20 protein-coding genes are annotated in these 24,035 nt (G+C 69.4%); 12 read left to right on the plus strand and 8 right to left on the minus strand.

The features are described 5' to 3' along the window. Positions 1-95: 95 nt before the first annotated feature. Positions 96-3,473, plus strand: a complete 3,378-nt coding sequence (locus QRX50_RS05890) for a phosphodiester glycosidase family protein (RefSeq protein ID WP_285970943.1) — start codon at positions 96-98, stop codon at positions 3,471-3,473. A gap of 57 nt (positions 3,474-3,530) precedes the next feature. On the opposite strand, the gene QRX50_RS05895 is transcribed toward QRX50_RS05890, so the two are convergent. The 4 genes from QRX50_RS05895 to QRX50_RS05910 all read right to left on the minus strand — a co-directional run bounded on the left by QRX50_RS05895 (position 3,531) and on the right by QRX50_RS05910 (position 5,548). After that, a complete protein-coding gene (locus QRX50_RS05895) occupies positions 3,531-3,911 on the minus strand; it encodes a DUF427 domain-containing protein (RefSeq protein WP_285970944.1) in 381 nt (126 codons plus the stop codon). A 119-nt stretch (positions 3,912-4,030) separates the two neighbouring features. Beyond that, positions 4,031-4,681: a S1 family peptidase gene (locus QRX50_RS05900; protein ID WP_434533241.1), complete on the minus strand. Its 651-nt coding sequence runs from the start codon at positions 4,679-4,681 to the stop codon at positions 4,031-4,033. 107 nt (positions 4,682-4,788) lie between these two features. Next, positions 4,789-5,160, minus strand: a complete 372-nt coding sequence (locus tag QRX50_RS05905) for a hypothetical protein (RefSeq protein WP_353074147.1) — start codon at positions 5,158-5,160, stop codon at positions 4,789-4,791. Between the two features lie 22 nt (positions 5,161-5,182). Next, positions 5,183-5,548: a hypothetical protein gene (locus QRX50_RS05910; RefSeq protein ID WP_285970947.1), complete on the minus strand. Its 366-nt coding sequence runs from the start codon at positions 5,546-5,548 to the stop codon at positions 5,183-5,185. 432 nt (positions 5,549-5,980) lie between these two features. Between QRX50_RS05910 and lanKC the strand changes: the two genes are divergently transcribed. The 10 genes from lanKC (at position 5,981) to QRX50_RS05955 (ending at position 17,374) form a co-directional block, all read left to right on the plus strand. Continuing rightward, complete coding sequence (gene lanKC / locus QRX50_RS05915) at positions 5,981-8,527, plus strand: class III lanthionine synthetase LanKC (RefSeq protein WP_285970948.1); 2,547 nt, start codon at positions 5,981-5,983, stop codon at positions 8,525-8,527. Positions 8,528-8,559: 32 nt separating this feature from the next. Further along, complete coding sequence (locus tag QRX50_RS05920) at positions 8,560-8,658, plus strand: SapB/AmfS family lanthipeptide (RefSeq protein ID WP_353074205.1); 99 nt, start codon at positions 8,560-8,562, stop codon at positions 8,656-8,658. 5 nt (positions 8,659-8,663) lie between these two features. Continuing rightward, positions 8,664-8,711, plus strand: a complete 48-nt coding sequence (locus QRX50_RS49430) for a hypothetical protein (RefSeq protein WP_353074148.1) — start codon at positions 8,664-8,666, stop codon at positions 8,709-8,711. A 770-nt stretch (positions 8,712-9,481) separates the two neighbouring features. Further along, the gene (locus QRX50_RS05925; RefSeq protein ID WP_285974368.1) at positions 9,482-11,074 is read left to right on the plus strand and encodes an ABC transporter ATP-binding protein; all 1,593 of its coding nucleotides are present in this window, start codon (positions 9,482-9,484) and stop codon (positions 11,072-11,074) included. Further along, on the plus strand, positions 11,071-11,370 hold the full coding sequence (locus QRX50_RS05930) for a hypothetical protein (RefSeq protein ID WP_285970949.1): 300 nt from the start codon (positions 11,071-11,073) through the stop codon (positions 11,368-11,370). The genes QRX50_RS05925 and QRX50_RS05930 overlap by 4 nt, the downstream gene beginning before the upstream one ends. After that, positions 11,367-13,082: an ATP-binding cassette domain-containing protein gene (locus tag QRX50_RS05935; protein ID WP_285970950.1), complete on the plus strand. Its 1,716-nt coding sequence runs from the start codon at positions 11,367-11,369 to the stop codon at positions 13,080-13,082. The genes QRX50_RS05930 and QRX50_RS05935 overlap by 4 nt, the downstream gene beginning before the upstream one ends. 408 nt (positions 13,083-13,490) lie before the next feature. Continuing rightward, positions 13,491-15,923 carry a sensor histidine kinase gene (locus tag QRX50_RS05940; RefSeq protein ID WP_285970951.1) on the plus strand — a complete coding sequence of 811 codons (2,433 nt, stop codon included), beginning with the start codon at positions 13,491-13,493 and terminating at the stop codon, positions 15,921-15,923. Positions 15,924-15,974: 51 nt separating this feature from the next. Further along, a complete protein-coding gene (locus QRX50_RS05945) occupies positions 15,975-16,400 on the plus strand; it encodes a roadblock/LC7 domain-containing protein (RefSeq protein WP_285970952.1) in 426 nt (141 codons plus the stop codon). Positions 16,401-16,434: 34 nt separating this feature from the next. After that, positions 16,435-16,803 carry a DUF742 domain-containing protein gene (locus QRX50_RS05950; RefSeq protein WP_285970953.1) on the plus strand — a complete coding sequence of 123 codons (369 nt, stop codon included), beginning with the start codon at positions 16,435-16,437 and terminating at the stop codon, positions 16,801-16,803. Next, a complete protein-coding gene (locus QRX50_RS05955; protein WP_285970954.1) occupies positions 16,784-17,374 on the plus strand; it encodes a GTP-binding protein in 591 nt (196 codons plus the stop codon). Before QRX50_RS05950 ends, QRX50_RS05955 begins: the two co-directional genes overlap by 20 nt. Positions 17,375-17,462: 88 nt before the next feature. Here the strand turns inward: QRX50_RS05955 and QRX50_RS05960 are convergent, their stop codons facing one another. Further along, entirely contained in the window at positions 17,463-18,836 is a 1,374-nt protein-coding gene (locus QRX50_RS05960; RefSeq protein ID WP_285970955.1) for a tryptophanase, read from the minus strand. Between the two features lie 45 nt (positions 18,837-18,881). Then, entirely contained in the window at positions 18,882-20,054 is a 1,173-nt protein-coding gene (locus QRX50_RS05965) for a tryptophan dimethylallyltransferase family protein (protein ID WP_353074095.1), read from the minus strand. Positions 20,055-20,317: 263 nt separating this feature from the next. Here QRX50_RS05965 and QRX50_RS05970 point away from each other — a divergent pair, with 263 nt between their 5' ends. Further along, positions 20,318-21,178 carry an SAM-dependent methyltransferase gene (locus QRX50_RS05970; RefSeq protein WP_285970956.1) on the plus strand — a complete coding sequence of 287 codons (861 nt, stop codon included), beginning with the start codon at positions 20,318-20,320 and terminating at the stop codon, positions 21,176-21,178. Between the two features lie 84 nt (positions 21,179-21,262). Here QRX50_RS05970 and QRX50_RS05975 read toward each other — a convergent pair whose 3' ends face one another. Both QRX50_RS05975 and QRX50_RS05980 read right to left on the minus strand, forming a co-directional pair. Next, positions 21,263-22,573: an MFS transporter gene (locus tag QRX50_RS05975; RefSeq protein WP_285970957.1), complete on the minus strand. Its 1,311-nt coding sequence runs from the start codon at positions 22,571-22,573 to the stop codon at positions 21,263-21,265. Positions 22,574-22,609: 36 nt separating this feature from the next. Continuing rightward, positions 22,610-23,935, minus strand: a complete 1,326-nt coding sequence (locus QRX50_RS05980) for an MFS transporter (RefSeq protein WP_285970958.1) — start codon at positions 23,933-23,935, stop codon at positions 22,610-22,612. Between the last annotated feature and the right edge of the window lie 100 nt (positions 23,936-24,035).

A 24,035-nucleotide genomic window follows, 5' to 3' on the forward strand; every position in this document is an offset into this window, starting at 1 on the left:
GCACCCCTGCGCGCCGACGACCGGACATCTTGTTTTCACGAGGCGGTGCTGGGGTGACGTGCGCACATCCCCGTGCACCGGAACGAGGAGCTGTCTTGAAACGCAGTCGAAGAAGCAGCGCGGTGGTCGCCGCTCTGCTCGCGGGAAGCGTGGTCACCTTCGGGGCCACCGGAACGGCGGAGGCCGCGGCACCCAAGCCGTGGTTGCCGGCCACTCCCGCAAACTGGAGCCTCGTCGTCGACCAGACGAAGACGACGCCGGTGACGGTCACGCGCGGCGTGACCCAGTACTCCGAGACCTACGACACCGTCGGCGGCCGCCAGCGCACCCAGGTGCTGGACGTGAACCTCGCCGACCCGAACGTGCGCCTCGGCGTCGTCGAAGCCGGCGACGTGATCACCAACCCGGCCGACGAGACGGTCGGCTCGATGGCCGCCCGCACCCACGCGGTGGCCGGCGTCAACGGCGACTTCTTCGAGATCAACGCCAGCGGCCGCCCGCTCGGCGGCGTGATCACGAACGGCAAGCTGCTCAAGAGCCCGCGCCCGAACTTCAACGCGCAGCTCGGCGTGCGCGCCGACGGCACGATGGTGCTCGGCCCGCAGACCTTCTCCGGCTCGGTCAAGGACGGTGCCGCGAGCACTCCGCTGACCTCTGTCAACGTTGTCAACGACGTGGCGTCCGGCGGCATCACCGAGATCACCCCCGACCTCGGCAGCGCGACGGCTCTCCCGGCCAGCACTCTCGTGCTCGGGCACGAGACGAAGGCGGGCACGTTCGTCGTCGACTCCGTGCAGACGGGCGTCACCGCGGCTCCGGCCCTGCCGAAGGGCCAGCTCGGCCTCCTCGGCGGCGGCGCGGGCGGCACGTGGCTGTCGACCACCGTCCACAGTGGAGACTCGGTCTCGGTCACGGCCGACACCGGAGGCCTCAAGCAGCTGCTGTCCGGCTCGACCATGCTGGTCAAGGACGGCGCGGTCTACAACGACCCCACCGGCAACCCGCCGGGCGGCGTCAACCCCGAGACCGTGGTCGGCGTGAGCAAGGACGGCAAGCACACGATCATCGCGACGCTCGACGGGCGCCTCGGCGCGAGCGCGGCCCTGGGCGTGACGCCGGCGCAGGTCGCGGGCTACATGGTGGCCCACGGCGCGTACAACGCCGTGCTATTCGACGGCGGTGGCTCCACCGAGATGGTGGCCCGCAAGCCCGGTGACCCGGCCGTCTCGGTGATGAACAGCCCGTCGGACGGCCACGAGCGGCCCGTCGCCAACGGCCTGTTCCTCTACTCCACCGAGCAGGCCCCCGGCTTCGCCCGGTCGATGGTCGTCAACGGCAACAAGGGCGTGGACACCGTGCCCGGCGCGACCGTGCCGGTCCCCGCGTTCGGCCTCGACTCGCTCGGCAACCCCGCGCTCGAGAAGGCGTCCGTGCAGGTCGTGCCCTCGACGCTCGGTTCGTGGAAGGACGGCCAGTTCACCGCCGGTCACGCGGGCATCGGCGTGCTGATCGCCCGCGCGGGCATCGCGGTCTCCGTGCAGCCGTTGCGGGTCGTCGACCGGCTCGGGTCGCTGCAGATCTCGCCGACCGACCCGGACCTGAACAACGGTGGGACGCAGACGTTCACCCTGTCCGGCTCGACGTCCACGGGCACTGCGGTCGCCATCCCCGCCGCCGCGGCTTCGTGGTCGGTGAGCGACGCAACGCTGGGCAGCGTCGACAAGTCCGGTGTCTTCACGGCGGACGCGGTGAACTCGGGCCTGGAGAAGGTGACGGCGAAGGTCGGCGGCGCCACGGCGACCGCGACCGTGGCCATCGGCAGCGTGTCGCAGGAGCTCAACGACTTCAGCGACCCGTCGGCGTGGAGCTTGCGCAACACCACGGGCCAGCCGGCCACGATGGTCGCCGCGCCGGGCGTGGTCCCGCCGGGTTCGACGGCTTCGGCCTCGACGCAGCTGACGTACACGATGCCCGCGGGCTCCGGCGTGAAGCAGCTTGTGCTGTCGCCGAAGTCCACGATCACGGCCGGCGCCAACGCCGGCGGCCAGAACCCGACCGGCATCGGCGTGTGGGTGAAGGGTGACGGCACCGGCATCCAGCTGGCCGAGTCGTACATCGGCATCGACGGCGCCACCACCACGCTGTACCCGACCACGGTGACGTGGAAGGACTGGCGCCTGGCCATCGCGACGCTGCCGCCGGGCCTGAACTTCCCGCTACGGATCAGCTTCGTCGGCTTCCTCACGATCAACCCGAGCCAGACGACGTCGGGCACGCTGAACGTGAGCGGTCTGCAGGCGCTGTATTCACCGCGCCCGCTGGTCGCGCCGCCGTACCAGGCGATTCCGCAGAACCCGTCGTGGTTGAAGTTCTCGGAGAACGCAGCGGACTTCTCGCGTTCGGGCTCGACGATGCTGCTGGGCGACGACGCGCACATGGTGGCGAGCGACCCGGGTTCGGCGTCGTCGAACGTCATGGACACGATCAAGGGCCGGCTGCCGACCTTGCCTTCGCAGGCACGGCCGTCTTCGGTGCAGGCGCTCGGTGACATGTCGGACGACGGCGCACTCGCCGACCTGCAGTACGCGCAGCAGAAGATCGCCGCGCTGGGCGTGCCGTACCACGACGTGGTGGGCAACCACGAGATCAGCCAGGGCGTGCTGCCGGAGAACGGCAACTTCGCCCAGGTCTTCGGGGCCACGCACTACCAGTACAAGGCCGGCGACGCGCAGGTGATCGTGACCGACAACGCGCACGGCAGCCTGCAGTCGTCGGACGCGTTCCAATCGCCCGCCGAGGCGCAGTACCCGTGGCTGGTCAAGCAGCTCACGGACGCTTCGTCGCAGACCGTGCTGGTGACCACGCACATGCCGGCGTACGACCCGCACCCGGTGGCCAACAGCCAATTCAGCGACCGGTGGGAAGCGCGCATGTACGTGCGGCTGGTGCAGCGCTACCAGCAGACGCACCCGGACAAGCACGTGGTGATGCTCTACGGCCACGCGCGCGGGTTCGCCGACCAGGTCATCGACCCGCTGGGCAACCCGACGTCGCCGGCCGCCGGCGGTGTCCCGCAGCTGACGATCGCGGACCTCGGCATGCCGGCGTACGCGCCTTCGGACGAGGGCGGCATCTACCACTTCGTGCTGCTGCACACTGCTCGCGGTGACGTGCAGTTCTCGGTGGAGCCGGTGCTGTCGTCGATCGCGGTGACGGTGCCCTCGGCTTCGCTGCGGGTGGGTGCTTCGGTCAGCGCTTCCGCCACCGGCGCCGAGGTCGGCGGGGACAACCTCCCCGCCGCCAAGATGCCGATCGCCGATCCGGCCTCGCACGTGTGGTCGTCGAGCGACTCTCGCGTCGCCTCGGTGGACGCGAAGACGGGCGAGATCACCGCTCGCCGCGCGGGCACCGTGACGATCTCGGTGACCAGCGGTGGCGTGACGGGGTCGGCTCAGCTGGCTGTCACGCGCTGATCGTTTCAAGGCCGGGCGCGCCCTGTTTCCTGGGGCGCGCCCGGCTTTTCGCGTGGGTCAGGCGGGCAGTTCCTCGATCGAGACGCGGTCCGCGTAGAAGGCGACGTGGTCCTTGATCGGGGACACCGCGTCGTAGGGCTCCTCGTACGTCCAGACGGCATTGTCGCCCGCGGAACCGGCCGAGGTCAGGGTGTAGTAGGCCGCGTTGCCCTTGTACGGGCAGTACGTGTGGTGCTCGGTCCGCGCGAGGGCGGCGAAGTCGACGTCCTCACGCGGGATGTACTGCACCGCCGGGTACGTGGACTCGCGCAGCACCTGCGCCCGGGTCGTGTCGGCGATGACCGTGTCACCCAGCTTCACGAGCACGCGGGCCGGGTTGACCTCGACCGTGATCGGGTGGTTGGGGCCGGGGATCTTCTGCTGCGTTGCCTGGGACATGGGTCTCCTCGTTCCGCTGCGTCTTCTCGTAGTGACAACCACGAAGCGGCGCGGACCCTTCCCGTCGCCTGGTCGAGCGGGCCACCGCCCGCGCAGGGTGGCGGCCCGGTCACGTTCCGTCAGACGCCCGCGACCTGCGAGATCCAGCTGCGGTCCTGCGTGATGTTGGTGTACGCCGTGTTGTTCGACCGGTCGCTCGTGGAGGCGACGCCGACCTGGCGGCCGGAGGCGAACATCGGGCCGCCGGAGTCGCCGCCGGCGGTGATGCCGGTGCCGCGGTTGGCGCAGACGGCGATGCCGCCCGTGTAGTCGCGGCAGGTGATGGAGTTGACGCGGACGTCGGCGACCTTGAGCAGGCGCGACTGGCAGTTGATCTCCGAGCCGCACTGGCTGGTGGCGCCCCAGCCGTAGACCTGGGCGGTCTGGCGGACGGCGACGTCGCCGGTGCGGCCGAGCGGCGAGTAGGTGGCGCTGACCGAGGTGGACAGGTGGGCGATGGCCAGGTCGGCGACGCCCGGGTACTTGGTGATCGCGTCGGCCGTCGCGGTGGTGCCGCCGGCGGTCTGGTCGAGGCTGCCGATGCGGAAGGTGTAAGTGCCCGACTCGGCGACGCAGTGCTTCGCGGTGAGGATGTAGCGCGGGGCGATGATCGTGGCGGTGCAGTTCTGCTGGTGAGCAGCATCAAACACGTGCGCAGACGCATGTTCGCTCGTTTCTGCGGCGGATCTCGCCGCGGGGTTCCGGTGGGGACTCGGAGAGGCCCTGATCATCAGGGGATTTGTCCGGATGCCGGAACCGACGAATGTAGCCGGGGGGATACCTGTTTTCCGCAGGATCGACGGCTACGTGCAGTTCTGCGTAGTGTTTCCGAGGCCGCTCAGGCCGAGACGCGCTGGGGCGCGGTCCGCCACAGCCAGTACAGGCCGACCAGCGGCAGCACGAGCGGGATGAACACGTAACCCTGGCCGTAGACCGACCACACGGTCGCGTCGGGGAAGGCCTGGCGGTCGAAGACGCTGAGCGTGCCGATGGTCAGCACGCCGAGGAACTCGATGCTGCACGCCACGAGTGCGACGCGCCACCAGCGTTCACCGCCCTTGGCAAGGGCGAAGGTCGCGAGGAGGTAGACGACGGCGGCGAAGGCCGAAAGCACGTAGGCCAGCGGCGCTTCGTGGAACTTCGTGCCGATCTGGACGCCGGCGCGCGAGGTCGCGGCCAGCGCGAAGATCGCGTACACCGCGACCAGCACCCGGCCCGGGCCCGTGGCCGTCTTACGCGCTTGCTCCACTCCACACCTCGTTCAGTCGCAGCACCATCACCGGGATGGCCAGGCAGGCGATGCCGAGCACGACCGTGCTCGACCGGCTCCGCTCGGCCAGCGCCCACGCCGCGCCGACCGGCAGCACGACCAGGCAGCCGATCAGGTAGGCCAGGAACGTGGCGAGGCTGCCCGGCTTCTCGCCGCTCGCGAGCAGCACGATGCCGACCACGAGCTGGGCGACGAGCAGCACCTCCACCACACCGAGCGCGACGAGCAGCGGGGTGTCCGGCAGGCGCTTGCGCGCGGCCTGCACGAAGCTCCACAGCGCGACCAGCAGTGCGCACACCGCCACCGCCACCGCGAAACCGAGAATCACCCGTTCCTCCTTCTGCCGCGCTGGCCACAAGGTACCCGCTGGCGTTTCCGGGGCTGTTCGCCGAGGGCTGCCGACGTGGCCGGCGCCACGGCCGTCGGTCTCCTGTGGACTGAGCCCGCCCCCAGGTCGGCGTGGCCGTCGAAATCGGACACCGGAATCCGTTGATGGCATTCTGCCAATTTCGGGGTACAGTTATGCCGCGCTTCGCCGGACCTGCATGAACAATGCGCAGCGCCGGGTGTTACACCACGACCGAGTGGTCGAGTAATCCGTGAAATCACACAGGGTCTCCGCTTTCGGACTCCCCCAGCACTTCCGCCTACCCTGATCAGCCCAGCCGAACCCCCGGGTTGGCGGATTGGCCTACGCACCTCCGGCGTGCGGGAATATTCCTCGTCAGGAAGTGCGGAAGTACGCGGAGGGTGCGGTTTCATGGACATGCGGTATGAAGCTTTCTGCTTCGCGGATCCGCTGTTCTTCGACGAACAACGCGAAACCCGAGCGCCTGCCGACGACTTCGCCGCCGGGCTGCCGACGCCGGGACCGATGTGGACGGTGGCCACCCGCGGCATCTGGCGCGTGCTGCACCCGCAGGGCGTTGACCTGCCGGAACAGGGCTGGAAGGTCCACGTTTCGGCCGGAATGGACAATGCGGACCGCGTACTGTCGACGGTGCACGAGTACTGCGTGGACCATCGCCTTGCGTTCAAGCACCTGCGATCACGGACCATCCTGCTGGCGCGGAATTCGAAATACGCATCTCGCGACGGAAGCGGCAAGTTGATCACGCTTTATTCGCTCGACGAGTGCGAACTGGCGCGGGTTCTTCGAGATCTTTCCGAGCGGCTGAGTGGCGAACACGGCGCTTATGTGCTCAGCGACCTTCGTTACGAATCCGGACCGTTATACGTACGTTATGGTGGATTCGCCGAACAATGGGTGGAACACGACGGCACTCGGGTGCTCGCGATCCGCAAACCCGACGGTACACCCGTGCCCGACCGGCGTGAGCCCGTTTTCTCGGTACCCGATTGGGTGAAGATTCCGGCATGCCTGGACGCGAGTGTCGCGGCCCGCAAAGGCGGCGATCCGGGGCAGTTCCCGTACCGCGTGACGAGCTCCCTGCACTTCTCCAACGGCGGCGGCGTGTACCTGGCCGAGCGCAAGGCGGATGGGGCGGAAGTCGTGCTCAAGGAGGCCCGGCCCCACGCCGGGCTGGACCGCGAGCTGGTGGACGCCGTCGAACGGTTGCGGCGCGAGCACGAGGTGCTGCGGCGGCTGGCGGACGTTCCGGGCGTTCCGGACGCGTACGAGCGCTTCACCGTGTGGGAGCACCACTACCTGGCGATGCAGCGGATGCCGGGCACGTCGCTGGGCAGCTGGCTCGCGCTGCACTACCCGCTCACGCGCCGCGACAGCAGCGAGGCCGACCTGCTGGCGTACCGCGACCGGGCGCTGGGGGTGCTCGCGCAGGTGGAGCGGATCGTCGCCGACCTGCACGAACGCGGGGTGGTGTTCGGTGACCTGCACGCGCTGAACGTGCTGGTGGCCGACGACGACACGGTGTCGCTGATCGACTTCGAGATGGCCTTCGACGTCGCCTCGGGATCGCGGCCGGCGCTGGGTGCGCCCGGCTTCCGCGCGCCGGCCGACCGGCACGGGTTCGACATCGACCGGTACGCGCTGGCGATGCTGCGGCTGTGGCTGTTCCTGCCGTTGGCAGCACTGCTGGAGCTGGCGCCGGCGAAGCTGCGGGGCGCGGCCGAGTTCGCGCAATGGCGGTTCGGGCTGCCGGACGGGTACGCGGACGAGCTGGTGCGGGTGCTTGGCTCGCCGGGCGTCGGCGTGACCCACACCGCGCTCGACGAGGAGCGCCCCGACTGGACTCTGGTGCGCAAACAGGTCGTGGAGGGCATTCTCGCTTCGGCGACCCCGTCGCGACTGGACCGGTTGTTCCCGGGCGACATCGAGCAGTTCCGGGTGGGCGGCGCGTGTTTCGGCTTCGGCGCGGCGGGTGTGCTGTGGGCGCTGGACGTGGCCGGGGCCGGTCGGTTCCCGGAGCACGAGCAGTGGCTGCTCGACGCCGTGCGCCGCGAGCCACCCGCACGGCCGGGGTTCTTCGACGGCAGCCACGGGATCGCGTACGTGCTCGAGCGCTTCGGCCACCACGACGCGGCTTCGGCATTGCTGGCCTCGTCTCGGGCGTTGGTGGACCAGACCACTGACCACGCGCTCGAGGGCGGCCTCGCGGGGATCGCCTTGACCCAGCTGCACTTCGCGACTTCGCGCGGCGACAACGAATACGGGCGCCAGGCGTTGGCCACCGCCGTGCGGCTCGCCGAGACGTTGGAGACGGCCGCGCCGCCGGGGAAGTTCGCGCGGGCGGGGCTGTTGAGCGGCTGGTCGGGGCCGGCGTTGCTGTTCATCCGGCTGTACGAGCGGACCGGTGAGCCCGCGTGGCTGTCGTTCGCGGACCAGGCGCTGCGCCGCGACCTCGAAGAATGCGACACCGCGGACGACGCCTCCCTCCAGGTCCGCGACGGCGAGCGGCGAACGCTGCCGTATGCCGGGATCGGCAGCGCCGGGATCTTGCTGGTGCTGGAGCAGCTGGCGCGCGTTTCGCCTGCCGCCTTGGCGTGCTCGAATCTGCCCGCGCTGCGCGAGGCGTGCCGCGGCGAGTTCGTGATCCAGCCCAGCCTGCTGCACGGCCGAGCGGGCCTGATGGCGGCGTTGTCGTTCGACGCTTCGCCTCCTGACCGGGTTCGCTCGGCCATCGACCTGCACCTGGCGCGCCTGGCGTGGCACGCCGTCCCGTACCGCGGGGGTCTGGCCTTCCCGGGCAACCAGCTGCTGCGGCTGTCCACCGACGTCACCACCGGGAGCGCGGGTGTGCTGCTCGCGCTGTCGGCCCTGCTGGACGGCTCGGAGGTGCTGCCGTTCCTGGGCGCCACGCCGTCCCCCCACACCTCCGGCCGCTGATGGCCGGCGGAAGAACACGAGAAGGGATCACCATGGAACTGGTTCTCGACCTGCAGGCCCTGGAAGCCCCCGAAGCCCTCGAAGGCCACGGCGGCGGTCACGGTCACGGCCACGGGCGCCGAGCAACCTGAGCCTGCTGGCTTCGTGCGCGCACAGCACGCTCAGCCTGCTGACCTGCCACTGAGTTAGCTGACCTACTGACCCTTCGATCCTTGTCGACCTTCTGACGCTCTTCGAGTGTCACGGACCGGGTGCGGGAGCGGCGCAGGCCAAGTGCGCCGCTCCCGCCTCATCATTCTGCCCCGGTGCCGGGGGTTTGGGCACCGGGTTCGCTGGGTTCTGCTGCGCGGTCGGCGGTTGGTTGGGCTGGTTGGCTAGTCGGCTGGTTGGACTCGTTGGACTCGTTGGACTCGTTGGACTCGTTGGACTCGTTGGACGAGGAGTGAGATGCCGGGGTACGGAGCACCTTCCGACGGTCCCGTCGACGCGGTGCCTACCACCGGCCCCACCGGTGCGCCCCGCCCCGATTCGGCAGGCTCGGCTGCGGTCTGGCAAGTTGCCACTCCACACTCGCCCTTGCCACAGCCGACGGCACACCGCCACCCCGCGGCTCCTCAGCCACCGGCAAGCACCACCCCCGAACGGCACGTTGCCGATACCCGCACTGACTTGCCACAGCCAACGGCACACCGAGACCGTGCCGCACGACCGGCAGGCAGCGGAGTCGAACGGCAAGGTGCCGAACTCCGCCCGGACTTGCCACAGCCCATGGCACACCACGGCCGAGCGGCACGAGCGAGGCCGGCATCTGGCGTAGCTGCGCGGCAAGTTGCCGAACCAGCACCCGACTTGCCGGAGTCCGTGGCAAAACACAAGCGAAAGGCCAGGAAACCAGCGGCACCCGGCGATCGGCTGCTGGGCGAAGTCGCGAAGCGGGATCCGTGGCGGGTCGGGGTGCTCGTCGTGGTCGGGCTTGTCGCGGTGGGGGCGAGTTTGTTGTTGCCCGGGGCGTTGGCGGGTGCCACCGATGCCGTGATCAGCGGCAGGGGCGCCGCGAAACAGGTTGCCTGGCTGGTCGTCGTCGGTGGGGCTGAGATCGTGGCCGACGTGGTGGGCGGGGTGGTCGTCGTGAGGGTCACCAGTGGTGCCGGCGCGTGGCTGCGGCGCAGGATGATCGATCGGCTGCTGGCCCAGCGGACGAAGACCCCGTTCGCCGAAGGGGATGCAGTGAGCCGGATGGCCGGGGACGCCGTGGGGGCGGGCAGTATCGTGCCGGTCGTCGTGCAGCTGGTGTCCGCCGCCGTGATCTCGGTGGGTGCCATCGTGTTGCTCGCGGTCCTCGACTGGCGGCTGGCGCTCGTGTTCCTCGGCAGCATTCCCGTGGCGCTGCTCCTCGCGCGGTCGCACCTCAAGAACACGGCCGACGACGTCCTCACCTACCAGCGCGTCTCCGGCGAGCTCGCGGCGCGGCTGCTCGACGCCAACGCCGGGCTCGCCACGATCGCCGCCTCCGGGACCGCGGACCAGGAGGCCGAGCGGGTGCTGAAACCGTTACCCCGGCTCAGTCTTGCCGGTCGCGGGATGTGGCGGACACAGGCGAAGATGGTGTGGCGCGCCGCGTTGCTGTTGCCGGCCGTGGAGCTGGCGGCGCTCACCGCGGCGGGGTTCGGGGTCCTCGCGCACCGGCTGACGGTCGGCGACGTGCTCGCCGCCCTCGGCTACGTCGCCCTCGGCATGGGGATCGTGACGCAAATCCCGTTGCTCACCACGGTTTCGCGGACCCGAAGCTGCGCCCAGCGCGTCGCCGAGGTCCTCGACGTCCCCACGCCCGAGCGCGGCAAGCTCGGCCTCCTGCCCGGCAACGGGACGCTCACCCTCCACAACGCCACCGTCCAAGGCGCCCTGCACCCCACCACGCTCACCATCCCCGGCGGTACGTTCACCGCCATAGTGGGGAAATCCGGCTCCGGAAAGTCCACTGTGGTCAGTCTCCTCGGCGGCCTCACCACTCCCGACGCCGGCGAAGCCCACCTCGACGGCCGCGACCTCACCACCCTGCGCCCCGAGGAACTCCGCGCCGTGATGGGCTACGGCTTCGCCCGGCCGCACCTGCTCGGCACCACCGTCGCCGACGCCGTGGGCTACGGCAGCTGGGCCGGCGACACCGCCGTCCGCACGGCCTGCCGCACCGCCCGCATCCACGACGTCATCACCCGCCTCCCCCACGGCTACCACACGCCGCTCGCCGAAACCCCGCTCTCGGGCGGAGAAGCGGCACGCGTGGGCCTCGCGCGGGCCATCGTGCACCACCCGCGCGTCCTCCTCCTCGACGACGCCACCGCCAGCCTCGACACCGTCACCGAACAGTCCGCCCTCGCCGACGTCGGCGCACGAACCCTGGTGGCCGTCACCCACCGCGCCACCCTCGCCTCCCGCGCCGACACCGTCGTCTGGCTCGACGACGGCCACGTCAGAGCCGTCGCCCCGCACGCCCAGCTGTGCCAGGACCCGCGGTACCGCGCCGTGTTCACGGAGGAGGCGGGATGACCGACGACATCGACCGCACGACACCCGCCCGCCAACCCCGCGCCGCCTTGCCGCTCGCGGGACGACCCGCAGCGCAACATCGCCAGCGCGGCCACACGAATCCCGCCGGCCGGCAACGCGAACACCGTGGGTCAAGCGGCAGCAACCTCGACCGCACCACTCCCCCGCACCAACCGCGCGCCGCCTCGCCGCTCGCGGCACCACCCGCAACGCCACTCGCCCAGCGCGGCCACACGAACCCAACCGACCAGCAACAAAACGGCGGATCCAAGCACCCCGCGAAGGAGGCGGGATGAGCGTCACTCACCTCTACCGGGCCACCCTCCTACAGCAATGGCGCGGCGGCCTCGTCCTCCTGGCCTGTTCCGCGCTCGAAGGGGCTCCCGCGTTCTTCTCCGGGCGGTTGGTCGAGCTGGCCGTCGACCGGGGGTTCGCGGTGGGGGCGCCGAAGGCCGGCGTCGGTTATCTCGCGTTGTTCGGGGTGGCGGCGCTGGCCGGGGCGTTCGGGTCGCGGTTGGTGTGGCGGCAGCTCGGCCAGGTGGTGGAGCCGCTGCGGGACGCGCTGGTGACGGCCGTGGTGCGGGGCGTGCTGCACGACCCCAACCCGCCGCGGAACGCGGCCGACGCGAGTGGCGTCGCGAGGATCACGCAGCACGTGGAGGTGGTGCGCGACGCCACGGCGGGACTGCTCGTGCAGGCGCGCGCGATGGTCGTGACGACGGCGGCGGCGATCGTGGGGCTGGCGACCGTCGCGGGGCAGCTGCTGCTGCCGGTGGCGGTGCCCGTGGTGGTCGCCGTCGCGGTGTTCGCGGCGCTGTTGCCGTCGCTCGCGCGGAGGCAGCGGGCGCTGGTGCTGGCCGACGAGCGGACCGCCGAGACCACCGGCGCCGTGCTCGGCGGGATGCGGGACGTGGTGGCGTGCGGGGCCGAGCCGGGGGCGGCGTTGGCGGTGTACGACGCCGTCGAGAAGCAGGCCGAAGCCGCCGTCAAAGTGGCGCATTCCGGGGCGGCGCGGTCGTTGGTGATCTCGCTCGGGGCGTTCGTCCCGTTGATCGCGAGCCTGGCGGTCGCGCCGGGGTTGGTCGAGAGCCAAGAGTTGACGGCGGGCGCGGCGCTCGGCGCGTTGGTCTACCTGGCGACGACGATGCAACCGACGCTACGAGGCCTGGCCGCCACCGCCGGAACAGTTGTACTCAGGCTGATCGTGGCGCTCAAGCGGCTGGCCGAGACCGCCGAGGTGCCACCGCCGAAACCCGAAACCCGAGAAGCCCACGGCGCCGACCTCGAAGTCCGCGGCCTCACCTTCCGCTGGGGCGCCGCGCCCGAACCCGTCGTGCGTGGACTGGACCTCGACCTGCGCGCGGGCGATCACCTCGCCGTCGTCGGGCCGAGCGGGATCGGCAAGTCGACACTCGCCGGACTGCTCACGGGACTGCTCACCCCCCAGGCCGGCCGGGTGCTGCTCGACGGCGTGCCCGTGGCCGAGGCCGCCAACCGGCACGAGCTCATCGCCCTCATCCCCCAGCAGGCCTACGTCTTCGCCGGCACACTACGTGACAACCTCGGCCTCTTCGCTCCCACCGCGTCGGACGAGCACCTTCGCGACGCCGCCCGAGCCGTCGGCGCCGAAGAACTGCTCACCCGCCTCGGCGGCCTCGACGCCGAGCTCGGCCACGAAGCCGAGGGCCTCTCCGGCGGCGAGGCCCAGCTCATCGCCCTCGCCCGCGTCCACGCGAGCGCGGCCCGCATCGTCATCCTCGACGAAGCGACGTCCACTTTGGACCCCGCCGCCGAGGCCCGCGCCGAGCGCGCCTTCACCACCCGTGGCGGCACGCTGGTCGTGATCGCGCACCGCCTGTCCTCCGCCGTGCGGGCGCGCAGCGTCCTGGTGCTCGACGGACGGGAGACGCTGCTCGGCAGTCATGCCGAACTGCTGGTCCATTCACGGCGATACGCAGCGCTGATGCAGGCTTGGCTACCCGCCGAACCAATCCGGACGGGACACTGACCGGCCCTGCCCACCGGACAGCCCACTCGTCTGTCGACAAATCAATTCGGCGACTACCCGACCAGTGGGATTCACCACCTTCCCCCGGATTTCGCATTCACCCGTTCAGCTCAGCACACGTCCAAGAGGTTGCCTGCCGAGGTCATTACCACCAGAAATGCCGGTAATCGGCCCCTCACGCGACGTGATGGGTCACGGTGGGCCACACATCGGCAGGTCGAGCGCTCGATCAGCGGCACCACGATGCCCCGGTTCATGGTAAAAAACGGACCCTGATCTGTTCCGTGGTGAAACGAAGGGTGAGTCGAGGACTCGTGACGACGGCCGCCCCGGTCCCACCGTCGTGTCCGCTTCCCCTGCCGGCTTCCGGCTTTTCGCCGACTGTGACTCAGGAGTTCGTGAATCGTCGTGGAGAACAAAGATGAGTCCGGCAAGGCGTACGACAAGTCGATCCGGAAAAGGCTGACCAGGACCGTTCTCATCCCGAGCATCACGCTGCTGGTGCTGGTGGCCGCGGTCTCGTCGTACTTTTTCATCAACGGCCTGTACGTGCGCCTCGTCGCCGTCTCCGTGCGTGAGGTGTCGATCCCCGCGATCCAGGCGCTGTCGTCACTGCAGCAGGAGCGCCAGGTGGCGCTTCAGTTCCTCGACACCCCCAGCGCGGGGAACGGCGAGCTCCAGCAGCTGCAGAAGGGCAACGACGAGAAGCTCAGGGGCATGCAGGACGCCTTCGCGTCCACCATCTCGAGCGCGCCCGCCGAGATCGCCGACAAGGTCACCGCGCTGAAGACGCAGCTCGACCAGCTGCCGGTGCTGCGTTCGCAGATCAACTTCCGCACCATCGGCCGGGCGCAGGTGAACTCCTACTTCAACGGCGTGCTCGACACGGCGTCGACGCTGTTCGACACCCAGGCCCGCATCGTGCCCGACGCGACAGCCGTGCAGGGCGCGATCTCCGCGACCTCACTGTTCCGGGCGACCGACCTGATGTCGCGCGAGACCTCGCTGGTGACCAGCGCGCTCGCGAGCGGCAGCTTCGCACCCGACGACTTCGTGCAGTTCACACAGCTGACGGGCTTCTACCGCACGCAGGTCAGCCAGATCGCGCCGTTCCTCGAGCCCAAGGTGCGCGACGACTACCAGGCGCTCGTGGCGAGCCCGGGCTGGAAACAGCTCACCGACGCGGAGAGCGCACTGGTGAAGCACGGCCCGTGGACGCAGGCGGACCGGGACACGGTGCCGGTCACGGCAGCGGACTGGCTGACCCTCACCGGCCAGGTCTCGAACAGCCTCACCCAGCTGACGATCGCCCAGGGCGACGAGGTGTCCGCCGCTGCCATCGAGTCCGGCGACTCGCAGTTGCGCAACGCGATCATCGGCAGTATCGCGGCCCTGATCGCCTCGCTGGTCGCGATCATCATCGCCGTGCGGGTGTCCCGGTCGCTCGTCGACCGCACCCTGATGACACGGCTGGCGCGCCTGCGCAACGACTCCCTCGACCTCGCGCGCAACCGCCTGCCGAACATCGTCGACCGGCTCAAGAACGGCGAAGCCGTGGATGTCGGCGCCGAGCTGCCCCAGCTCGACCACGGCCTCGACGAGATCGGCCAGGTAGCCGAGGCCTTCAACGCCGCCCAGCTGACCGCCGTCAACGCGGCGGCGAGCGAGGCGAAGGCGCGAAGCGGTGTGCACAACGTGTTCCTCGGTATCGCGCACCGCAACCAGGTGCTCGTGCACCGGCAGCTGCAGATCCTCGACGAGATGGAAAGCCGCGAGGAGAACTCGACGCAGCTGGCGTCGCTGTTCCAGCTCGACCACCTCGCCGCCCGCGCGCGCCGCACCACGGAAAACCTGATCATCCTCGGTGGCAAGCAGCCCGGCCGGCGCTGGCGCAAGCCGGTGTCGCTCATGGAAGTGCTGCGCGCGGCCGTGTCCGAGACCGAGCAGTACTCGCGGGTGCAGGTGGAGCAGGTGCCCGACGTGTCGATCGTCGGCTCGGCCGTGGCCGACGCCATCCACCTGATCGCCGAACTCGTGGACAACGCCACGTCGTTCTCCCCGCCCGGCTCGCCGGTCGAGGTGACCAGCCGCATGGTCGCGCGCGGCGTCGTCGTCGACGTCTCCGACCAGGGTCTCGGCATGAAGGAAGCGGTGCGTGACTGGGCCAACGCGATGATGGCCGACGCGCCCGAGTTCGACGCCATGGCGCTGCGGGCCGACTCCAGCCTCGGCCTGTTCGTGGTCGCGCGCCTGGCTTCGCGGCTCGACATCACTGTCACGTTCGACCCGTCCCGGTACGGCGGCACGCGCGCCACCGTGCTGATCCCGTCCCAACACCTGGCCGGCAACGAGTCGGCCGACGCCGTCGGCAACGCCGAGTTCCGGCCCGAAGCCCCGCGTGAGCAAGCCGGGGTACTGGAGCCGGTGGGCGGTGCCGCGCGTCCGGCACTGGAGGGCTCACCGCGTGTCATGGAACCCACCAGCTCGTTCACCGGCCAGATCCCGATGAGGCGAGACGCCAAGCCGAGGCCGTACCCGGCTCGCGCGTACACCTCGGGCGAGCCGGAACCCCTGCAGTCACAACCGCCGGCTCCGGTCCAGGTACCGGTAGCCGCGGCCGTGGAACCGGCCCGCGAGCCCGATCAGAGCCTGCTGGTCGGCGACGATCGGCCCCGGCTGCCCCGGCGGCAGCCGCAGCAGAACCTCGTCGCCCAGCTGCAGCAGGACGACCCGGGCGACCGGGACGTCGACCTCGCGGGCACCGGCGAAGCCACGGCCCGCACGCTGCTGGCGTTCCACAAGGGCACCCGCCGCGCCCGTGGCGGCACCGACGATGCCTAGTCCGCGACCGCACACAGGAAAGTCCACACAGGAAAGTCAAGGTCTCTCCGCATGAACGAGTACGGGAACTCCAAACCCGACCTCAACTGGCTCCTCGACGATGTCGTCCACCGCGTCGTCGGCGCGCAGAACGCCATCGTGCTGTCCGCCGACGGGTTGCTGCTCGGCAAGTCGAGCGGCATGAGCAAGGACGACTCCGACCAGTTGTCGGCGATCGCGTCCAGCCTGCAGAGCCTCGCCAAGGGGGTGAGCCGGCAGTTCAACCGGGGTCCCGTGCTGCAGAACATGATCGAGATGGAGGGCGGGTACCTCTTCGTGTCGGCGGCCGGCCAGGGCGCGTGCCTCGCGGTGCTGGCCGGCGCCGACGTGGACGTGGAGATGATCGCCTATGAGATGAACCGGCTGGTCAAACGCGTCGGCGACTACCTCGCCTCGGCGCCGCGGGAAGCCGCCACCATGCTCAGGGAAGCCACGTGACCACCGCCGACGTGCTCGTTCCCGCGGAGGCGGCATGACAGACGACAACTGGTACGACGAGGCCGCCGGCCCGCTGGTGCGGCCCTACACGATCACCAGCGGCCGCACGCCGTCCGAAGGCGCGCAGCTCGACGTGTCCACGCAGGTGATGACCCTGCAGTCGGAACAGGAGCCGGCCGGTCTCGGTCCGGAGCACCTGGCGATCACCCGGCTGTGCCGCCGGCCGCTGTCGGTCGCGGAGATCGCGGTCTACGTGAAGCTGCCGCTCGGCGTCGTCCGCGTGTTGTGCGGCGACCTGATCGAGCGCGGCCTCGTCATCACGCGGTCCCCGTCCCACCAGCCGGCCCAGGCGCCGGACCACGAAACTCTCCAGGCGGTTCTCGATGGCCTCATCAAGCTCTGACGGCAAGGGTGCCGACTCGGTCCCGACACCGGTCAAGATCATCATCGCGGGCGGTTTCGGCGCCGGGAAGACCACGATGGTCGGCTCGGTCAGCGAAATCCCGCCGCTGTCCACCGAGGAGGTGCTGACCGAGGCGAGCCACGGCGTCGACGACCTGTCCGGCGTGGAACGCAAGAAGACCACCACGGTCGCCCTCGACTTCGGGCGCATCACGATCTCACCGCGCCACGTGCTGTACCTCTTCGGCACGCCCGGCCAGGAACGATTCTGGTTCATGTGGGACGACCTCGCGCGCGGCGCGATCGGGACCATCGTGCTCGCGGACACGCGCCGCCTGGAGACGAGCTTCGCGGCCGTCGACTTCTTCGAGCGCCGGCGGATTCCGTTCATCGTCGCGGTGAACTGCTTCGACAACGCGCCGCGCTACACCGCCGACGAAATCCGGGAAGCGCTGGTCGTGCCCGACCGCGTGCCGATCGTGATGTGCGACGCGCGGCAGCGGGACTCGAGCAAGATCGCGTTGATCCGCCTCGTGAAACACGCGATGACAGTGGTACCGCAACCTGCGTGAAACACCGGCCTCCGTGGAAACACCGGCTTCCATGAAACACAGTGGAGGGTCGCTCCCAGCTGGAAGCTACCCTCCACTGTGGACTGGATCAGGCGACGGGCGCCATCGTCAGGTTGAAGTGCCGCAGGATCTTCGGCGCCTCGACGATCCGGTAGCCCGGCACGCTTTCCGGGTTCTTCGCGATGTCACCCAGGATCTCGGCGACGTAGTCGTAGTGGCCCCGGGAGTAGGTCCGGCGCGGCAGCGCCAGTCGGACGAGCTCGAACGGCGCCGGCGTCACCAGCTCGTTGTTCTCGTCGAGCTCGCCGATGTAGAGCGAACCCAGTTCCGCGCAACGAATCCCGCCCGCCAGGTACAGCTCGCACGCGAGCGAGTGGCCCGGGAAGCGGCTCGCCGGCAGGTGCGGCAGCAGGCGGCCGGCGTTGAGGTAGAGCGCGTGGATTCCCGGCGGCTGCACGATGTCCACGCCCGCCTCGTTCGCGAGCTGCGCCAGCCGCGCGGCCTCAGCCGCGCGCGCCTCGAGATAGTGCGGGTCGAGCACCTCTCGCAGGCCCCTGGCGAGACGATCGAGGTCGTGGGCGCCGAGGCCGCCGTAGGTGCGAAACCCCTCGGTCGCGATCAGGAGCGCTTCGCAGCGCTGCGCGAGCTCGGGATCGCGCAGACCGATGAACGCGCCCATCGGCGAGATGCCGTCCTTCTTGAGGCTGGCCACGCAGCCGTCGACGAGGCCGAACGCCTCCTCCGCCACCTCGCGCGGCGTCTTGCCCGCGTAGCCCTCCTCACGCTGCACCACGAGCCAGGCGTTCTCCGCGAACCGCGCGGCGTCGAGGAAGATCGGCACGCCGTGCGCCCGAGCCAGGCGGCTCGCGGCGGCCAGGTTCGCCATCGACACGGGCTGGCCACCGCCGCCGTTGTTGGTGATCGTGACGAGCACCATGCCGACGCGGCCGGCCTCCGGCCCCGTCAGCAGCTGCTCCAGGACGTCGAGGTTGATGTTGCCCTTGAACGGTTCCAGGCTGTCGAGGTCACCGAACTCCGCGCACGGCAGGTCGCGGGCCTCGGCGCCGAGCAGCTCGACGTTGGCGCGCGTGGTGTCGAAGTGCGTGTTGCTCACCGAGATCTTGCCTCGCCCGAGCACGTTCGTGAACAGCACGCGCTCGGCCGCACGGCCCTGGTGCACCGGCAGGAGGTGGGGGTAGTGCGTGAGCTCGCTGAGCGCCTCGCGGAAGCGGAAGAAGGACTCGGAGCCCGCGTAAGAGCGGTCCGCGGCCGCGGCCGCCGCCTCCTGTTTCGCGGAGACCGCACCGGTTCCCGAGTCCGTGAGCAGGTCGATCGAGACCATGTTGGCCGGCAGGTTGAACGCGTTGTAGCCGGCCGCGGCGAGCGCACGTTCACGCTCCGCGCGGGTGGTCACCGGGATTTCCGCGACAACCTGGGCGCGGTAGGGCGGGAAGGTCCGCATCAGGTATTTCCTCCACTGTCTGGTGTCGGTGAAAAACTACCGCAGTCACGAAACCGGTCCGAGGACCGGCCTCTTTCGCGCCGGCAGAACCTGATATGCCTCTGACGACAGGTACACGGTGATTCCCGAGCCGAATTCCCCCATTCTCAGAGAGACGTGTGCGATCAGCCCGACACCGGCGCTCAGCGGGCGCTGCGAAACCGCTGCCAGGGCTTTGTCCAGTTTTGTCCCGTCGAAGCCGTACTGCGCGAGAACGGCGTGCGCGCGGGCGCGGGCCACTTCATCGTCGGGCACATAGCTGCGAATGGGCAGATAGACGCTGTAGTTGGCCGGTCGGGCTCCTGAGCCCTCCACGAACGAATAGCTGGAGACCAGTGGCCGGGCTTCGAACGGACCTTTCCCGCCACCCAGCACGGCGAGGAACTCGCGGATCAGCAGCGGGTCGGTGCCGGCCACCAGCTCCGCCGCGAACTCGACGTCCGCCGATTCCGCGGCCTCGTGCGACACGTACACCTTCACCCGCGCGAGAGGATCGTCGTCGAGGTCGAGCGCGAAGAAGGAAAAGTTGTCCCGCTCGCCGCGGCGCAGCGCGTGCTCGATCATGGAATCGAATGCCTCGTCGATGTTCAGCCGACGCAACCCTTCGCTGACCAGGGAATCAGCCATCGAGGGACCGCTGATCTGCGGGTTCAGGTAGACCTTGATCTTCGGCGCGCGGCCGGGCCGGAAGATCAGCGAGTACCACAGCGTGAACGGCCCCTGCCGCTCCTCGTGCGGCAGGAACAGGTCGGCGACAGCGTCGAGCCGGTCGGTGACCAGGCCGTATTCGCCGGCCACCTCGTCGAGGAACTCACGGGGGCTCCTCGACCCGACGGTCTCGCCGAGGACCCGCACGACACATTCACCCGTGGTGTCGAAGGCGAGCGAGAATTCGACGGGAGTTGTGTCGTCCGCCACATTCGAGGGGAATTCAGACGGGGTCGCCAGGCTCCTTTCTCCCTGGGCGCCCAGCAGGCCGCGCAATAAGCCCAGGTGACGGCCGTCCGCGTCGTCGAAACCGACTACTTCACAAAGCCGCTCGAGTTGTCCGCTGAGGTGGGTGTACATCGACATATCAGCCATCGACACACTCGCTCCGACCATGACGCCGTATTCACCATTCATTCGTGCTTCGCGCGTTCGGCCCAATGCCGCCGCCGCCAGTTGGCGGACAGCCAAGAGAACCGTCGATAGATTAGACGGAGGAATACGGCGCCGCTACGTCTGACGGGGCGATCCGGACATGAAAAGCTGTGCCTGAGTGTGCTTGCGGGATCAAAGAGTTCACCTGAACAACGCATCGACACGAAGCGGTACTGCGGGTACGCGGGCGCGCACACGCGAGTCGGCGCCCACCGCGCAGCCCGGTTGGCGGCTGGACGCGTTCCGAAGCCGATGCCATCATCATTCGCGCCATCAGGCGGTTCCGAAGGGGTGCAGAAGTGACTTCAGTGACAAACACTGGCGGAGTCGAAGAGACCGTGCGCGGCTATTACAACGCAGCCATCGACGCCTATGCCGTGATGATGCCCCAGGACGCCTGGCACCACGGCGACGAGCGTGCTCACAACGCGGGACTGTCCTCAGAGGAAGCCGCGCTGGACATGCAGCGCCAACTGGTCGCCGCGGCCGGGATCACCGGCGGCGACCTCGTGCTCGACTTCGGCTCCGGAGTCGGCGGGGCGGTGGTCAACATGGCGGAGATGTCGGGCGCGCGGTTCGTCGGCATCTCCAACAACGACGCGCTGACGGCGAAAGCCCAGCGGCTGGCCGCGGCGCGTGGCTTGGCGGACAAGGCTTTCTTCCACTCGGTCGGGGACACCGAGTACCGGACGCTCGGCGCGTGGCCGGACGCCGCGTTCGCGGCCATCACCTACCAGGAGTCGGTGGTCCACCTGCCGGACAAGCAAGCCTTCTTCAACGCCGCGTTCCGGGTGCTGCGCCCGGGCGGCACCCTGGCCGCCGTGGACTGGATCCAGCGCCCGTGGGGCGAACACCGCAGCCCTGAGCAGATCGAGGCAGTGATGGCCGAGGTCAACCGCGGATTCTGCATCCCGCACCACGCCACCGTCGAGCAGTACCGGGCCATGCTGGTCTCCGCCGGGTTCGACGTGCGCGAAGCGGTCGACCTCTTCCCGTCCGGCCCTTGCTGGGGCTCGACGCCCGAGGAGGAGCGGGACAAGTGGCTCACCTACGAAGGTGACCGCAACGATCTCTTCCACGACTCGAAGATCGCGCTCGACGCGGCTCGGGCCGCCGGCGTGTTCTCCGTGGCCAAACTGGTCGCGACCAAGCCGTTCTAGCGTTGTTTCCTTCGGGACAGGGCTTTGTCAGGTCCGCGGTCGCTCGAGCGACCGCGGACCTGACAAAGCCCTGCTACCGAAGACCTACTCGACGGCTTCGATCCGCCGCCCGGTCGAGTCGGGCGCGGCCAGAGAGAGCACTGCCGCCGCGACCGGGCCGACGATGCCGAACGCCAGCGCGAGCGGCACCGTGCCGGCGATCGACAGGGCGATGAGCGGGAACAGCCCCGCGCCCAGTCCGCGGCCGGCGTAGTAGCTGAGGTTCGAGCCGGTGGAGCGCACGCGCGTGGGGAAGAACTCGGCCATCCACACGCCGAGCACGCCGAAGCCGCTGGCGCCCGCGGCGCACAACATCAGTGCCCAGAACGTCGGCGCGCCCCAGAAGTTCGACCCGATCTTCGCGTTGTGGCCCACCACGAGGATGAGGAACCAGGCGAAGCCGATGACGCCGAACGCGCCGGCCACGAACATGGCCCACTTGCGCTTGATCTTGTCGGACAGCGCGCCGGCCATCGGATAGGTGACCGCCGTGACGATGAGGTTGAGCAACACGATCAGGCTGGCCGTGCCGAGCGGCACCTTCTCCACCTTGATCAGGAACGTCGACAGGTACGAGATCATCGAGTTCGTGGTGAGGAACAGAGCCGTCGCGATGCCCATGAACAGGATGGTGCCGCCGGCGTAGCCGTTGCGGAACAGGTCCAAGATCGGCACCTTGGTGCGCCGCTTGTCCTCGGGCACGCGGCCCTCGCGCAGCTCCCGCTGGTAGGTCCGCCACTGCTCCGACTCCGGCAGCATGATCGCCGACAGCACACCGATCAGCAGGGTCACGGCACCGATCACGATGTAGCCGGCGCGCCAGCCCGACGCCGTGCCGAACTGGACGATGCAGAAGTAGATGACGCCCTCGGTCACGATCTGCCCGACGATGTACATCGACTGGATCGAGCCGCCCATCAGGCCGCGCTTGCTCGTCTTCCACGCCTCGGCGAACATCGAGTACGACAGTCCGAACAGGCCACCCATGCCGACGCCGGCGAGCAGCCGCGTGAGCAGGAACAGCAGGTAGTTCGGCGCGAGCCCGCCCAGCAGCGCGGCGAGCCCGAAGACGACCACCGAGCCCGTGTACGTCCAGCGGCGGCCGTAGAGATCACCGAGCCAGCCGACGAGGATGCCGCCCGCGATCGAGGCGAAGCCTTGCAGCGTCGCGACCTGCACGATCTGGATGGTGCTCACGTGCAGGCTTTCCGACAGGTAGGCCAGCGGGTAGCCGACGAGGTTCAGCTCCGCACCGTCGAAGAGCGTGCCGAGGAAGGCGAACACGAGAATGCGCGCGGTTGCCGGGTGGACGCCGGTGCCCCCGCCGGACGGGGCGGAGATGCGGACGGTCGACATGCAGGGGCCTTTCGCGGGGGTTGGGATGAGCGAGGATCAGTCGGGCAGCTGCTGGCCGCGCGTCTCGGGGCAGAACGGGGCGACGACGAGGCCGAGGATGTAGATGAGCCCGACGACGGTGGCGGCCACGCCGTAGCCGCCGAGCTGCGAGATGATCGCGCCCGCGGTCAGCGGGCCGAGGAAGGCGATGAAGCGTGCGGCGTTGAACACGAACGCGGCGCCGGTCGCGCGCAGGTGCGTGGGGTAGAACTCGGGCAGCCACACCGGCATCCACGTGTACTGGCCGAGGGTGAAGAAGCCGTTGATCACCAGCACGACCACGATCAGGCCGAGGCTGTGCGTCCACAGGAACAACACGGGCGTGAGCACCAGCGACGCACCGAAGAACAGCAGCACCGCGGGTTTTCGGCCGAAGCGGTCGGCGATGAAGCCGAACGCGATGTACCCGGCGATGGCGCCCGCGTTGTAGATCATCCCGGCCGCGCTGGCCCACGACTGCCCTGAAGCACCGTTCTGGGCCGCCACCGAAGCGACGTACGAGGGCACCCAGGTGGAGATGCCCCACCAGCCGAGCGTGGTCACCAGGGACATGAGCGACCCGAGGATGGTCAGCTTGCGCAGCTTGGGGTCGATCATGATCTGGCGCAACGTGAGCCGCGTGAACGACTGCTCGTGCTCGGTGAGCCCCTGGCCCTTGCGTTCCTTCAGTTCCTTGCGCCGCTTGTGCGCGCTCTTCCAGTTCTCGGACTCGGGCACCGACTTGCGCAGCCACAGCGCGAACAGCGCCGGCAGCACCCCGATGAGGAACATGTAGCGCCACGAGTCCGCGCCCAGCGGCGCGATGAACAGCCAGCAGGCCGATGCGATGAAGAAGCCCAGCCCGAGACCGCATTGCATGAGACCCGCGGCCTTGGCCCGCGCGTTGGCCGGCCAGGTCTCGGCGACCAGCGACGTACCCGTGCCCCACTCCGAGCCGAGCGCGAAGCCGGTGATGAAGCGCAGGACCAGGAACGACGTCCACGACCACGACACCGCGGTCAGGCCCGTGAACGCCGCGTACAGGACCATCGACGTCAGCAGCGCCCGGCGCCGGCCGAAGTAGTCGGCGAAGATTCCGCCGAGGATGCCGCCGAAGCCCCAGCCCAGGAGCGTCACGGCGATGGTCGCGCCGGTCAGGAAGGCGACCTGGCTCGCGGGCGCGCCGGGGTCGAGCCGCTTGAGCACCACGGCCGCCGTGAGGATCAGGGCGTAGGTCTCGAAGCCGTCGAACAGCCAACCGAGGTTGGCTGCGACAAGTGACCGCCACTGGGTGCGGTTCAGGGTCTTGGTCCACGAGGTGGGCTTGACGGCGACGTCGCTCACGGCCATCTCCTTTCCGGGCCGCCATGGGCCGGATCGAGATTCGAAGGGCGGGACAGGTTGTCCTCTATCGAGGACATAGAGTCCCGCATGCGGCACATTA

The organism is Amycolatopsis sp. 2-15 (assembly GCF_030285625.1).
GTDB lineage: Bacteria > Actinomycetota > Actinomycetes > Mycobacteriales > Pseudonocardiaceae > Amycolatopsis > Amycolatopsis carbonis.